We start from the raw sequence: 14,963 nt of genomic DNA, 5'->3' as shown, positions 1-14,963 counted from the left end.
TTTCACTACATTATTCGATTGTAGTAAAAAAAGATCTTTAAATTTAGAAATAAGAAAAAAAATAGTTTTATGATTATGATTTATAAAAAAAAAGCGTGTTTTTCAATTTTGGTTTTTATACTCAGTTTTTTGAATATACAGGCACAAGAATCTACCTTTCAAAAACAGGGAAATAACATTACTTATTCCCTAAAAGAAGGAAAATTGCAAGTCGTAGTTTGCAGTGAAAACATTATGCAAGTAAAGTACACACTTGCGGATAAATTTGATACAAAAGAAAGTTTAATAATTGAAGAAAAAGCTTTTTCTAAAGTTCCATTTGAGGTCAAGGAAAATTTAACTGAAATTACGATTACAGCCAAAAAAATTACGGCAAAAATCAATAAAAAAACGGGAGCAGTTGCATTTTTTGATTTGCAAGGCAAACCCATACTTAAAGAAGTTGCCACTGGTGGAAAAACTATTTCTCCAAATAGTTTTGAAGGATTTCAAACGCAATCGATTTCTCAAAAATTTGAATCTCCTTCAGACGAAGCTATTTATGGATTAGGTCAGCATCAAGATCGAATGTTGAATATTAAAGGACAAGATCTAGATTTATACCAGCATAATACTGAAGTGTATATGCCATTCTTTGTGTCAACAAAAGGTTATGGACTTTTATGGAACAATTATTCACACACAAAATTTGGAAATCCTGATGAAATTAAAGCAATTCCTGCTGATAAATTGTTTGATAAAAATCAAAAATCAGGTGGTTTAGATGTAGCATTTTTTAATGACAGTGAATTTAAAGAAAAGGCGGATAATGCTAAAACTACTACTACCAAATTAATAATTGAAAAAGACAATCCAATAAAAGGAGCTCGATATACAGGATATATTTTAGCAGATAAAACAGGTGAATATGCGTTCTACAGTTATTCTGATGGAACTTTAAGATTAAAAATAAACGATGTTTTAGTTTTAGACAATTGGGCGCCTTATGCCAATGCTCGTGACAGGAACGTTATCAATTTAGAAAAAGGAAAAAAATATAAAATTGAAATAGAATGGCAGCGCTATCATAAAAATAATTCTTTACAATTAAAATGGAGAGAACCTCATGCTGAAAACGAAACTGCTTTGTGGTCTGCCGCCGGAAAAGAAATTAATTATTTTGTAATTGCGGGTGAAAGTATGGATACTTTAATTTCAGGTTATAGAACTTTGACCGGAAAAGCTACTATTTTACCAAAATGGGCAATGGGATTTTGGCAATGTAAGGAACGCTACAAAACTCAAGATGAAATATTAAATGTGGTTCGTGAATTTCGAAAAAGAAAAATTCCACTAGATATTATTGTTCAAGATTGGCAGTATTGGAAAGAAGACCAATGGGGCTCTGCTACTTTCGAGCCTTCTCGTTATCCTAATCCAACTGCGATGATTGATACATTACATCAAGAGTTAAATACCAAATTTATGGTTTCTGTTTGGGGAAAATTTTATAGAAATAGCGATAATTTTAGAGAATTAAATGAAGCAGGTTTCTTGTATCCAAAACCATTGGCAGAAAATTTAGTAGATTTCTTGGGTTATAATTTTTCTTATTATGATGCGTTTAATCCTGCTGCCAGAAAAATGTATTGGGAACAATTAAATGAAAAGTTATACAGTAAAGGCGCAGATGCTTGGTGGATGGATGCCTCTGAGCCAGAAATGCCAGACCACGGAGCAACACCTGAAAATATGGCGCATTTTATGAATCCTACTTTTAACGGAACTGGATTTGCAAATCTAAATGCCTATCCTTTACAACATACTAAAGCAGTTTTTGAAGGGCAAATGGGAGAAAGTCCCGAGAAGCGTGTTACTATTTTAACACGTTCTGCATTTGCAGGACAACAAAAATATTCAACCATTGTTTGGTCAGGCGATATCGCTGGAGAATGGAATAATCTAAAAGCTTCGATTCCTGCGGGATTAAGTTTTTCAATGTCAGGGATGCCTTATTGGACCACAGATACTGGTGGGTTTTGGGTAAAGTACAAAGGTGGAAATCAGAATCCAGAATACCGTGAATTATATACCAGATGGTATCAATTCAGTGCCTTTTGTCCAATTTTTAGAGCGCACGGTTCTAATACGGAACGTGAAATATGGCATTTTGGCGATGAAAATTCTGAAACGTATAAAACTCAGTTGAAATTCAATAAATTGCATTACCGTTTAATGCCGTACATCTATACTTTAAACGGAATGGTAAACACGAATGATTATACCATGATGCGTGCTTTGGTGATGGATTTTCCAAACGATACCAAAGTATTCAATATTGACAATCAATACATGTTTGGACCTTCGATATTAGTTTGCCCTGTTACTGATGAAGCGGCGACAAAACGTGAAATTTACCTACCAAAAGGTGCAACATGGGTTAATTTCTGGACGGGTGAAACATTACAAGGTGGTCAAACAATCATGACACCAGCACCATTAGACCAATTGCCATTGTTTATAAAAGCAGGATCAATCGTTCCGTTTGGACCAGATTTACAATACGCTTTAGAAAAAAATGCTGATCCTATTGAATTAAGAATTTATACAGGTGCAAATGGTTCTTTCTCTTTATACGAAGATGAAAACACCAACAATAATTACCTAAAAGGAAAATCAAGCACCATTAAATTTGAATGGAACGAAATAAACAAAACCCTTACAATTGGAGATAGAGAAGGTGATTTTGACGGTATGTTGAAAGACAGAATTTTTAATATTGTATTCGTTTCAAAAAATCAAGGGATAGGTGAATTAGCTAGTGCAAAAATTGACAAAACAGTAAAATATACTGGGAAATCAATCACCATTAAAAATTAAATATAAAGAATAAGCAAAGTATTGCGCAGAAAATAATTCCGTTTTATTTCTGTGGTATTCCATTTCGTCACTGGTATTCTACATTATATAATACGGCATTATACAATTCTTATTCAGGGTTTAACCAATAAATAAAAACATCAACTTATGAAAACTAAATTCTTAAAAACTACACTAATCGCAACATTGTGTTTCCTATTTATGGCTTGTAATGCGCAAAAAAACTACATAAAAGTAGATGGAACTCACTTCACATTAAACAACAAAACACTCCATTTTGTAGGAACTAATTTTTGGTACGGAGCCTATTTAGGTGCTGACGCCGAGTATGGTAATAGAGCGCGTTTGCTTCGGGAATTAGACCAACTGCAAAAAAATGGTATTACTAATTTACGTGTCGTTGCTGCTTCAGAAGAGTCTGATTACGGACTTCCATTAAGTCCACCTTTTCAATATAAAAATGGTACTTATAATGAAACATTACTAAAAGGGCTTGACTTTTTATTGGTAGAAATGGGTAAGCGTAATTTACATGCCGTAATGGTTTTGAATAACAATTGGGATTGGTCTGGCGGAATGGGACAATACGTTTCTTGGATTAACAATACTCCTGTTATAGACCCTTCGGTTAATAAAAATCAAACTTGGAATGATTATTTAAAATCTGCAGGTAAGTTTTATGAGTTGCAACAGGCTCAAGATATCTACAGAAAGTACATTAAAATGATTGTGAATCGTACCAATACTTTTTCTAATAAAGCCTACAATAATGACCCAACAATTATGTCATGGGAATTGGCAAATGAGCCGCGTCCTTCAGTAGATGGAGATAAAGATGAAAAAATGAAAATTTTCACCAAATGGGTTGATGAAACAGCAGGTTATATCAAGTTAATGGCACCCAAACAATTGGTTACAACAGGTAGTGAAGGAAGTCAAGGAACACTAAATAGTTTAGAATTTACTTATCAAGCTCACAACACTAAAAACATTGATTACGTTACTTTTCACATGTGGCCAAAAAACTGGGCTTGGTACAAAGCCGAATCACCAGATATGGAAAATGCAAAGAAAAAAACGGCAGCTTATTTTGACGAACATTTGGCTCTTGCAAAAAAACTAAATAAACCAATTGTTATGGAAGAATTTGGTTTTGTTAGAGATGGAGAGAAATTTTCGCCCGATAGTCCAACTACTGCGAGAGATGAATACTACATATTTGTTTTGGAACTTTTAAAACATTCTGTAGAAACAGATGGAAGTTTGGGAGGATTAAACTTTTGGGGATGGGGCGGAGAAGGTCGTGCACAACAAAAAGATTATAGGTGGAAAAAAGGAGATATGTCTTTTACTGCAGATCCATACAGTGAAGCGCAAGGATTGAATTCAATTTATAATACGGATAAAAGCACTTTAAAAATTATTTCTAAATATTCTAAAGAAATAGATAAGAGATAAATCAAGTTAAGTTTTGCAATAAAGGATCAAAAGGATCCTGATTTTTCTGACTACAAAGACGTAACAGGAGATCATCCTGCGCTTTTGGGGCAAGACTTTAATTATTATATTACAAAAGGTCCCGTTGATAGAGCACGTCATGCAAAAGCAGCAAAATTTATTTATAAAGAAGACGGTGTTTTTACCTTTGATTTTCACATGTATAGTAAATACCACGAAAGTTTTATTTACGAAGAATCGGATAAATATTTAATGCATAATATAGCAGAAGGTATTAATGATCAACAAGAAGTAACTTGGTTTAACAACCAACTTCAGGATGCAGTTGATATTCTTAAAGAATTAAAAATCCCTGTTGTTGTGAGTTTGTTTCACGAAATGAATGGCAATTGGTTTTGGTGGGGAAACAGGGCAGAAGGTGGAAAAGAAGCGTATATAAAATTGTACCAATATACAGTGAATTATATAAAAGCTAGAACGGATTATGCGCTTTTTGCCTGGTCGCCAAACTATCCTTTTGATAGTGGCAATTATCCAGGCATTAATTATTCCCCTGGCGATGATTTTGTTGATGTTGTAGGAGTCGATTATTATGACGCAGGATCATCAAAAGGAAAATCATTTGAATCTTTGGTGCACGACGTAACTGCTGTAAGTGATTTTTCTTTAAGACACAATAAAACTCCAGTTTTAGCAGAAATAGGGAATCGTTTTGATAGACCAAATGATAAACCAAATTGGTGGATTGAAGTCAATCAACATTTACAGGATAGTGATCATGGTTTTAAATTGCTTATATTTTGACTTAGATAAACAAACCTTGGAGTGGTGGTGAAACCAAGCAACCTTATATTGCTTATTCTGGCATTTCTGCTGAAGCAAAAAAAGCATTTATTGAATTTACGTTTATGCCAACGATTTATAATTTGAAAGACGCTAAGAAATTAGGCATGTGCAAATCAAAATGAAGTAAAAAAAATAAGAATAATAAAGATAGAACTAAGTAATTCAAAATCGGATGTTTAGAAAATGAATACATATTTTAGTTCAAAAATAATTTTACAATCACAGTAAATCAATTTAAAATTCTATAAATTATGATAAAGAAAATCTTTATTTTACTCGTATTTTTAATAATAAACCCGTTAATAGCACAATGGAAACTCGCTGGTGATAAGATCAAAACCGAATGGGCGTCTAAAATTGATCCTAAAAATGTATTGCCTGAATATCCGCGTCCAATTATGGAACGAAGCGATTGGAAAAATTTAAACGGATTATGGGAGTATGCAATTACCAAAGTCGGAGAAATGCCTACTACATTCTCAGACAAGATATTGGTTCCTTTTGCAATAGAATCTAGTTTGTCTGGAGTGATGAAAAATGTGGGTGCACAAAATGAATTATGGTACAATACTACTTTTACTGTTCCCAATAACTGGAAAGGGAAAAATATTTTATTGCATTTTGGTGCAGTAGTGGAAAAACCGGTCAATTTGACCACCTAATTCCGGAGTAAATTGACCACCCGTTCCGGAGCAAACTGACCACCTAATTCCGGAACAAATTGACCACCAAGTTTTGTGGTTAATTAACGATTAAAAACTATTGATTTTTTCATGTTGTTAGAACCATACATTCGTTAAAAATATACGGATTATGGCAAACAAAATAACAGACATGAGTAAAATTAGAAAAGTAATTAAATTCTATTGTAATGGAAAGAGTAAGTTATTTATAAGTAGCTACTTATCCCTTTCAAGAAATACGGTAAAGAAATATATTTCTTTATTTGAAGTTCTCGGATTAAGCTTTGAATTAATCGACCAAAAAACCGATGCAGAGCTGGAACTTTTATTCTCCCAGACTAGTGTAGAGGCCATTAGCCCGAGATTACAGACACTTTATGATTTTTTTCCTAAAATGGAACGTGAACTAAAAAAAGTTGGCGTTACCGTACAGCATATGTGGGAACAATATATTGCTGTAAATCCTGATGGTTATCGAACTTCACAATTTCATTATCACTACAATATATGGGGCAAACGAGTTAATCCGGTCATGCATATGAACCATAAGGCTGGTGATAAAATGTATGTTGATTATGCCGGAAAGACACTCTCAATTATTGATATAGATACCGGAGAAATCAAAGAAGTACAATTTTTTGTAGCAATATTAGGCGCTAGCCAATACACGTATGCTGAAGCTTCCATGAGCCAGCAAAAGGAAAACTTTGTTGACTCAGTAGAGAATGCCATGCGCTTTTTTGAAGGTACTCCTGCTGCCATTGTTCCGGATAATTTAAAATCTGCAGTAATAAAAAGCAGTCGTTTTGAACCGACAATCAATGAAACCCTGGCTGATTTAGCAGAACACTACGAAACTACAATTTTACCTGCCAGAGCTTACAGGCCCAGAGACAAATCATTAGTTGAAGGAGCTGTTAAGATATTATATCGAAGGATTTATGTAACCATAAAAGAAACCAAGTTCTTTTCTCTGGAAGAATTAAACCAGCAGATCTGGGATTTACTTGACTCTCATAATAACAGAAAACTAACAGGACGGCCTTATTCCCGCTTTGAATTATTTTTAGAAGACGAAAAAGAAAAACTACGTCCACTGCCACAAGATCGTTTTGAAATTAAATATCAATCTTTTGCAACAGTAATGCAAAACGGTCATGTTCAATTAAGCCAGGACAAAAACTATTACAGCGTTCCGTATCAATATGTAAAAAAGAAAGCAAAGCTGTTATATACCAAATCAACGGTAGAGATTTATTATAAATACAATCGAATAGCTGTACATCCAAGAAACTACAAACCTTATGTCTATACAACAACCCCTGAGCATTTAGCAAGTACACATCAATTTGTAGCTCAATGGAGTGCTGCCCGCTTCATTGAATGGGCTAATAATATTGATGAGTCAGTGGGAGAATATATAATGCAGATAATCGAAAGCAGAAATCATCCGGAACAGGCTTATAAAAGTTGTTTAGGAATACTGAATTTTGAAAAAAAGGTAGGCAGACAGCGATTAATAAATGCCTGCAGGCGGGCACTTGATTTTAAAATTTACAATTTTAAGACCATACAAAATATTTTAGAAAACAACTTGGATCATATTGATTTTGATCAAGAGCCTGAGCAGGAACTTCCCGATCATAGTAACATAAGAGGAAAACATTATTATAACTAAATTAAATCTTGAAAAAATGAATGAATCCACAGTAACCAAAATGAAACAAATGAAGCTTTATGGCATGTTTAATGCTTTTAAAACAGCCATTGAAAGCGGAAAAACAGATCATTATACCCTTGACCAGTTTGTATCGATGATTATTGATGCAGAATGGGATGAAAGGTACAATCGTCGTATTGAACGAAGTATCACTAATGCCAAATTCCATTACAAATCAAATATTGAAAGTATCAATTTTGATGTATCACGTAATCTGGACAGAAACATGGTACTGCGTCTGGCAGAATGCGAATTTATAGAGAAAAATGAAAACATTTTAATCACTGGAAGTACCGGGGTCGGTAAAAGTTATTTAGGTACCGCATTAGGTTATCAAGCCTGTATACAGGGTTTTAAGGTAAGTTATTTTAATACCTCAAAATTGTTTGCTAGACTAAAAATGGCTAAAGCAGATGGCACTTATCTGCGGGAACTTACCAAAATACAAAGACAGGATGTTATAATACTTGATGATTTTGGACTCCAGGCACTTGACAGCCATAACCGAATTACTCTTTTAGAGATCATAGAGGACAGGCATAATAACGGCTCTATAATCGTGACATCACAAATCCCAGTTCAGGGCTGGTATGATATAATTGGAGAAAAAACGATAGCCGATGCAATATTAGACAGACTTATACACCAATCTCACAGGCTTGAATTACATGGAGAATCGATGAGAAAGAAAAGAGGAATAAACAAAGAGTGATATTTTATTATATTTGAATACTAATTAACAGATGAAAAAATATAGTTTTTAATCAAAACGGAGGTGGTCATTTTGCTCCGGAATTAGGTGGTCATTTTGAACTGGAATCAGGTGCTCACTTTAAAACGGAATGGGGTGATCAATATAACCGGAATTTGCACTACATAAGAAGGATCTCTCCATAGTTGATTAATCCAAGTTAACATCCACGCAATTTTAAAGGCGTGATCGTTACTTTAAATTTTTTTATCAATATCTAACCACCAATTGGGCTTTCGATCAGGGCTTGTAACACGATTTCCCACTTCTCATAAGACTAGAATTTTATCATGTTGTGAAGCAAAATCGCTCACTTGCTCCAACTGAACAACCATATCATCATCAAAGGAATTGTAACAATCATTTCCTTGATCGTACATGTCTACTACATCAATATCTACGTAGTTATCACCAGGATAATAGTCATCATTAAAAGGAATGTTAGGTGACCACTCCCATAAAACATTGTTAGTTCTCGCATTAACATAGTTCACTGTAAATTGATACATTTTTATGTAGGATTCAGTTCCACCATCTGCTTTGCTTCCCCATCAGAACGAATTGCCATTCATATCATGAAACGGACGGAAAACGATTGGCATATTTAAATCATTGATGATTTTTATGGCTTTATCAAGTTCTATCTTCAAACAAGTAACTTCTCCACCAAAATCATTTTGTTCTCCAATGTTATAATTAAATTTTATCCGATTCTTTGAATGGGGTAGTTGTATGATTTTTGCTGTACATGTGGTAATCAAAGGTAATTACGCAACCCAATTCATACGTTCTTTTTACCGCACTGCGATGTCTTTCAACTTCTTTTTTCTTCTTTTCGTTATAATATTAAAAATCTTGTCCCAATACCGCTGGATGTTGGCCTGTCACAGTCTCTACATTAGAAACATTAGGATCATTAAAATTTTTATCAGGCCATCTGTAGCTATTGAAAAACTCTTGACCGAAGAGAACTTAATTAGAAACCCATACAACTTCTTTTAAGTTTCCGTATAAATTTTTTACTTTTTGAGTTGCTTTTGGATTTACTTGTGCGTTTATTATTCCTGATAGAAGCAATAAAATTGAAGTGAGTATTATTTTAATTTTTCTCATTAGTAATTTATTAGAATGATTCAATTTTACGAAAGCATAAATTTAAATTTCTGAAATAAATCAAAATTGTATTTGGGTTGGGTTATTTTTTGTTTTGATCGATTTATATCTTGTTTTCGGTTGATTTTCTAATACTTTATAGATCGTTGATGATTCTCTTATAATTAGTTTTGCTTCCATTATGATATTTACCGAAATATCTTTTACATTATCTATTTTTAATAATTTTAGCATCAAATTCATTAAAGCCACACCAGTAGCTTCAACGGGTTGCGCTATCGCAGAAATAGTCGGAGTACAAATTTTAAAAATTTCATTTTCATCAATAAATATAATTCCTCTTGGTGTTAATGCTTTAGATTTTTTTTCTTTATATATTTCAATTGGATTGACTGAAAGCTCATTTGTTCCGATCAAAACGGCATCAATTTCTTTATTAATATGAAAAAAATTATCTACAATTTCTTTAGCTTTTTTGGTTCCACATTGTTCTTCTGGTATTTTTAGTACAAATGATTTTAAATTTTTTGCATGAACCGCTTTTGCATAACTAGCTAACCGGTTTTTCATTTGCATTTTTTTAGAATTAGTAGTTATGAAGGCTATGTTTTTATAATTGTTTGCAATAAAATGTTCGGTTGCCTCTAGAATTGCATTACTATTGTCAATAATGACACTATTCGTTTTTGATTGTTGAAATTTACTTTCTAATAAAATTACGGGCAAATTTTCGTCAATTAATTCTTGAACTACTACTTGAATTCCTGGAGATGGTACAATTATATAACCATCAACACCCATGTTTTTATAAGAGTTAATTAAATCGATTGACTTTTTGTCATTATTTTCATTACTACAAAAAAGGACTTTATACCCTTGATCATAAGCTATATTTTCAATAACTCGCGCTAATTTAGCAAAATAAATTATTGATATATCCTCAACCATAAAAACTAGAATTTTTGATTTTCTAGTTCTAAGACTTTGTGCCAACTGATTGGGTTTAAAATTTACTTTTTGCGCATATTCAAGTATAGATTGAGTTTTCTTTTTTGAAATATTTTTTTCTTCTGCTTTTCCGTTTAGTACGAAAGACACAGTAGTAATAGACGTGTTCAAGGCTTCAGCAATACTTTTTAAAGAAATATTTTTTGTTTTCATTTTTATTATAATTTAGTATTGTTGTTAGTGTGTGATGATTTAAGATTAATCATCAAAGAAACCTCGACATATCAGATGTCTAGTATCTATTTGATAGTTAGATTATTATGTTTTATTTTTTTAACAGTTTTTTTTTGTTAACTGCGTATAGGTTAAATAAATAAGTAGTAGTTTCAAGCTATTCAAAGTACTCTATGAAATAATTTTTTTAAAATAAATTTTTTAACTGCTAAGTTTTTGATGTACAAATTGTTAAAAAATAGTTTATTAATATTTTTAACTATTTATACGTTGAATTAATTCAAGGCAAGCTCTGCTGTTATGATATGGACATTTCCAAAAACCTGCCTTGTCTTTTTCGATCAAAGAATAGTCTCGGTTTATACCCCAAAACCACTCGCCATTTTTAGTGTCTAAAATGTATTTTTTAATAAAATTCCAATTGGCTAAAACTAGGTTTAGATATTTTTCATCATTTGTCAATTGATAGGCATTATAAAAACCAATTAGCGCTTCTGCCTGGACCCACCAATGTTTCTCGGCTACTAATTCATCCTTTTCTGAATCATACTCGTACCAAAGTCCACCGTCAGTATCTAAACCTTTTTGTGTCACTTCTGCCATTTGAATGGCATATTTGGTGTAATTTTCAATAAGTATTTTGTCTTCAGAAATTTGGGCGCATTGCAATAAAAGCCACGCTGCTTCAATGTCATGACCATAAGAAATAACATCAGGTTTTTCAATCCAATTTTCGTCAAAAAATAAGCGTAAATGACCTGTTTCAGTATTGATAAAATGTGCTTCAATAGTTGCTAGTAATTCTATTATTACTGTTTGAAGGTTTTTGTCTTTCCACACTTTATACAAATTCGCATACGCTTCCACAATATGCAAATGAGTATTCATGGTTTTTTTCTCATTTGCATCTTTGTCACTTAAACGTAAATCTTCAATTGGTTCCCATTCTCTTGTAAAAGCTTCTAAATAGCCTTTATTTATAGGATCATAACTGTGCTTCTGAATTTGTGAATACAAGTTTTTAGCCAAGGTTAAGGCTACTGCATTTTGAGAAATAGCGTAATATTCAGATAAGCCATAAATTGCAAAAGCTAACGCATAAATCTGATTTTTGGTGTCTTTTGGGGTAGTGTCAGCATTGATACTCCAAAATAATCCACCAAACTCTGTGTCATAAAAATTAGCATAAAGAAACTCAAAAGCTCTTTTTGCAATCTCCTTATTATTTTCATTTTTTGTCTCTTGATAAGCGGCAGAGAAAGTCCACAAAATTCGAGCGTGCAATACAGAGCCCTTTTCAGCTTTATCCAAATGATTTTCATCGTAATCAATCTGTCCGATGAAACCACCATTTTTATAATCAAGAGTATTTATTGACCAATAATTTAATATGTAATCTAATTCTTCGGATAATTCCGATTTTAATTTTTTTGTAGTTGCTGACACGTCAATAATTTAGATTGTTTTATTTTTTTCTATTAATTTGATAATGCTATGAACAGATCCTGCTGAAGTAAAAGTGTCTTCAGGCGAGTTAATTACATAATCAACTAATTGCTCAATTGATGAAACTGCAACATGCATTCTAGTATCTGAAGAAGCGTAATAAATAAATACTTTTCCATCTTCATCATCAATCCATCCATTTGAAAACAGAACATTAGATACATCCCCAACTCGTTCAATATCTTCTGGAGCCATAAAATGTCCAGCAGGTACGTGAGTTACTTTGGTAATGTCATTTAAATCGGTCATGAACATATATAATGTGTATCGCAAACCAGCGGCAGTGTTTCGAACACCGTGAGCCATGTGCAACCAACCTTTTTCTGTTTTAATAGGAGCTGGACCTAAACCATTTTTTAATTCGTAGATAGTATGGTATTGTTTTCCAAAAATAATTTTCTCTCCATTAACTACAGGATTAGTCATGTCTTCCACATATCCTAGTCCAATTCCCCCACCGTTTCCGACATCAATAAAACCATCTTGTGGACGCGTGTATAAAGCATATTTTCCATTTACGAATTCTGGATGCAAAACTACATTACGTTGTTGACCCGTATTAGATATTAAATCGGGTAAGCGCTCCCAGTTTACTAAATCTTTTGTTCGAACAATTCCAGCATTAGCAATTGCAGTACTAGTATCTCCTATTGGCGCAGCTGGATCTTTTCTTTCGGTACAAAAAATACCGTAAACATACCCATCTTCATGGTTGATCAAACGCATGTCGTATACGTTGGTATCGGGTTCTTCTGTTTGTGGAATAACACATGGTTTATCCCAGAATTTAAAACTGTCTATACCGTTTGGACTTTCTGCTATTGCAAAGAATGACTTTCTGTCAATTCCTTCCACACGTACTGCAAGAATATATTTTTCATTCCATTTTATAGCACCTGCATTAAATGCGGCATTTATTCCAATTCTTTCTTGTAAAAATGGATTGCACTCTTCATTAAAATCATATCGCCAATCTAACGGAATGTGAGCTGCAGTTACCACTGGATTGCTGTAACGGGTATAGATTCCATTTCCAGTACTTTTTTGCGATTCATTTTGTTTTTCGATAAGTGCTTTATGCTCTTTTTCTAGTGCAATTTTTCTATCTTGAAAAGTACTTGTTGTTGTCATTGTATTCATATCAATTGATTTCTATAGGTCTTTTAATTAATTTTATTTCTTCGTTCATTTAGTTCTTGTTCCATTAACTGTAATTTATCTTCGGATAATGGATAAAACAAAATGAATATTACAGATAAAACTGCCGCCACTGCTGGAAGTATGCTTAACATTAGTTGAATTCCGTGTTGTGTAAAGGCTGTTTGTTCAATATTTGCTTGAAAACCATAATAAGCCAAAAGCCATCCTGTTCCCGCACCACCAATTGTCCAGCCAAATTTTTGTGACATTGAAGAGGCAGAGAAAATGAGTCCTGTAGCTCTTCTTCCTTGTTTCCATTCTGAATAATCGGCACTATCGGCATACATTGACCAAATAAGTGGAAATATGCTACCGGCACAGATGCTTATCAATACTTGAAATAACATGATCAGTTGTATGTCATTTTTGCCGAAGAGATAGAATATCAAACTAAGAACTGCAGCAAGCGACATAGCAGCAAAAAATATTTTCTTTTTACCAAAGTTATTCGCAAGTGGAGTAGCGATTATTACTCCAATAATATTTGCTGCTTGACCTAAAACTAAATAAATAGAAGTTGGAGTCATGTGAAAATCACTTCCAAACAATATAAAGTCAAAATTTACTGCGCTACTTATATAATATTTAAAATAATAAATTGCAGCGCCATCACGAATGGAATTAAATACTAAAGCTGCAATTCCAGCACCAAGCAAAATCCACCACGGTTTATTTGCAAGCAAATCTTTTAAATCTTGTTTTAGATTATTTTCTTCATCAATTATGGGCTTCACACGTTCCTTAGTAAAAAAGAAGCAGCCCCAAAAAAAGAGTGTAGTGATTACACCAAAAACACTAATGGCTGCAAGCCAACCCGTTTTAGAATTTAGACTTCCACCAAAATAAGTCACTAAAGGTTCAATTAACCAAAGTGCTAAAAGGCTACCGCCAAATGCAAAAACCATACGATATGATGAAAGTGTATTTCTTTCTTTTCTATCCGATGAAATAACTCCAAGTAGTGAAGCATAAGGAACGTTAATCAAAGAATAAACCATCATCATCGCTGAATAAGTGATGTATGCATAGATTATTTTTCCTTTTTCATCAAAGTCAGGTGTATAAAAGGTTAAAACTCCAATGACTGCAAAAGGTATAGCAGTCCATAATAAATAGGGTCTAAATTTCCCCCATTTCGTTTTAGTACGATCAGCGATTATTCCAACAATTGGATCAAAGCAGGAATCCCAAATACGAGTAATTAAAAACATCGTCCCAACAACGGCAGGTGCTATACCGAAAACGTCAGTATAAAAAAACAGCAAGTACATACTGAATATTTTCCAAAACATTGATGAAGCAGCATCGCCTAAGCCGTAGCCTACTTTTTCTCTTAACGTAATTTTTTGTTGCATTTATTAGTCGTAGATTATTGTTAATTAATTTAGTTAACTATTTGATAGTTAGACTATTTAAAATCTTATTTATTTTTTATTAATATTTTTAAAACATTAATTTTTTTACGTTATTCTTATTAAATTGTCAAATGTTTTTTAAAAATCACTTTATATTAATTTGTTTTTTTTGCATTAATTCAAAATAATTGTTCTTTTTATACTTTAAGTTTTCAAAGATAAGAGGATGAATGTTTTTGGATTAATATTAATTTATCAATTATATATCATATTATTGCAATACTAAACAT

Annotated in this window: 11 protein-coding genes and 1 pseudogene; 6 read left to right on the top strand and 6 right to left on the bottom strand. The window is 32.8% G+C overall.

Annotated elements, in window-relative coordinates; genetic code table 11:
* Positions 1-129 precede the first annotated feature (129 nt).
* The 6 genes from B0A65_RS22785 (at position 130) to istB (ending at position 8,278) form a co-directional block, all read left to right on the top strand.
* Positions 130-2,859: a TIM-barrel domain-containing protein gene (locus B0A65_RS22785; protein ID WP_207556493.1), complete on the top strand. Its 2,730-nt coding sequence runs from the start codon at positions 130-132 to the stop codon at positions 2,857-2,859.
* Between the two features lie 147 nt (positions 2,860-3,006).
* Positions 3,007-4,317 carry a glycoside hydrolase 5 family protein gene (locus tag B0A65_RS22780; RefSeq protein WP_074659543.1) on the top strand — a complete coding sequence of 437 codons (1,311 nt, stop codon included), beginning with the start codon at positions 3,007-3,009 and terminating at the stop codon, positions 4,315-4,317.
* The gene (locus B0A65_RS22775) at positions 4,318-5,121 is read left to right on the top strand and encodes a glycosyl hydrolase (RefSeq protein WP_083370434.1); all 804 of its coding nucleotides are present in this window, start codon (positions 4,318-4,320) and stop codon (positions 5,119-5,121) included.
* A 293-nt stretch (positions 5,122-5,414) separates the two neighbouring features.
* Entirely contained in the window at positions 5,415-5,825 is a 411-nt protein-coding gene (locus B0A65_RS22770; RefSeq protein WP_207556492.1) for a hypothetical protein, read from the top strand.
* A 151-nt stretch (positions 5,826-5,976) separates the two neighbouring features.
* The gene (gene istA / locus B0A65_RS22765) at positions 5,977-7,524 is read left to right on the top strand and encodes an IS21 family transposase (RefSeq protein ID WP_074659545.1); all 1,548 of its coding nucleotides are present in this window, start codon (positions 5,977-5,979) and stop codon (positions 7,522-7,524) included.
* A 16-nt stretch (positions 7,525-7,540) separates the two neighbouring features.
* Entirely contained in the window at positions 7,541-8,278 is a 738-nt protein-coding gene (istB, locus tag B0A65_RS22760) for an IS21-like element helper ATPase IstB (protein WP_056251131.1), read from the top strand.
* Between the two features lie 308 nt (positions 8,279-8,586).
* Here istB and B0A65_RS22755 read toward each other — a convergent pair.
* The 6 genes and pseudogenes from B0A65_RS22755 to B0A65_RS22735 form a co-directional block, all read right to left on the bottom strand.
* Positions 8,587-8,856, bottom strand: a pseudogene (locus B0A65_RS22755) (glycosyl hydrolase); the annotation flags it as partial.
* A gap of 433 nt (positions 8,857-9,289) precedes the next feature.
* Positions 9,290-9,430: a hypothetical protein gene (locus B0A65_RS23410; RefSeq protein WP_207556491.1), complete on the bottom strand. Its 141-nt coding sequence runs from the start codon at positions 9,428-9,430 to the stop codon at positions 9,290-9,292.
* Positions 9,431-9,490: 60 nt separating this feature from the next.
* Complete coding sequence (locus B0A65_RS22750; protein WP_074659547.1) at positions 9,491-10,591, bottom strand: LacI family DNA-binding transcriptional regulator; 1,101 nt, start codon at positions 10,589-10,591, stop codon at positions 9,491-9,493.
* A 276-nt stretch (positions 10,592-10,867) separates the two neighbouring features.
* Positions 10,868-12,058, bottom strand: coding sequence for an AGE family epimerase/isomerase (locus B0A65_RS22745; protein ID WP_074659548.1), 1,191 nt, complete (start codon positions 12,056-12,058; stop codon positions 10,868-10,870).
* Positions 12,059-12,067: 9 nt separating this feature from the next.
* Positions 12,068-13,258, bottom strand: coding sequence for a glycoside hydrolase family 130 protein (locus B0A65_RS22740; RefSeq protein WP_074659549.1), 1,191 nt, complete (start codon positions 13,256-13,258; stop codon positions 12,068-12,070).
* Positions 13,259-13,281: 23 nt separating this feature from the next.
* The gene (locus B0A65_RS22735) at positions 13,282-14,673 is read right to left on the bottom strand and encodes an MFS transporter (RefSeq protein WP_074659550.1); all 1,392 of its coding nucleotides are present in this window, start codon (positions 14,671-14,673) and stop codon (positions 13,282-13,284) included.
* Positions 14,674-14,963 lie beyond the last annotated feature (290 nt).

Source organism: Flavobacterium frigidimaris (assembly GCF_002217275.1).
Taxonomy (GTDB): Bacteria; Bacteroidota; Bacteroidia; order Flavobacteriales; family Flavobacteriaceae; genus Flavobacterium; species Flavobacterium aquidurense.
This window is presented reverse-complemented; position numbering and strand designations above follow the sequence as displayed.

Bases quoted from the DNA above. Each gene is read 5' to 3' on its own strand.
- B0A65_RS22780 (WP_074659543.1), top strand. From the start codon at position 3,007: ATGAAAACTAAATTCTTAAAAACTACACTAATCGCAACATTGTGTTTC.
- B0A65_RS22770 (WP_207556492.1), top strand. From the start codon at position 5,415: ATGATAAAGAAAATCTTTATTTTACTCGTATTTTTAATAATAAACCCG.
- istA (WP_074659545.1), top strand. From the start codon at position 5,977: ATGGCAAACAAAATAACAGACATGAGTAAAATTAGAAAAGTAATTAAA.
- istB (WP_056251131.1), top strand. From the start codon at position 7,541: ATGAATGAATCCACAGTAACCAAAATGAAACAAATGAAGCTTTATGGC.
- B0A65_RS23410 (WP_207556491.1), bottom strand. From the start codon at position 9,430: ATGAGAAAAATTAAAATAATACTCACTTCAATTTTATTGCTTCTATCA.
- B0A65_RS22750 (WP_074659547.1), bottom strand. From the start codon at position 10,591: ATGAAAACAAAAAATATTTCTTTAAAAAGTATTGCTGAAGCCTTGAAC.
- B0A65_RS22740 (WP_074659549.1), bottom strand. From the start codon at position 13,258: ATGAATACAATGACAACAACAAGTACTTTTCAAGATAGAAAAATTGCA.
- B0A65_RS22735 (WP_074659550.1), bottom strand. From the start codon at position 14,673: ATGCAACAAAAAATTACGTTAAGAGAAAAAGTAGGCTACGGCTTAGGC.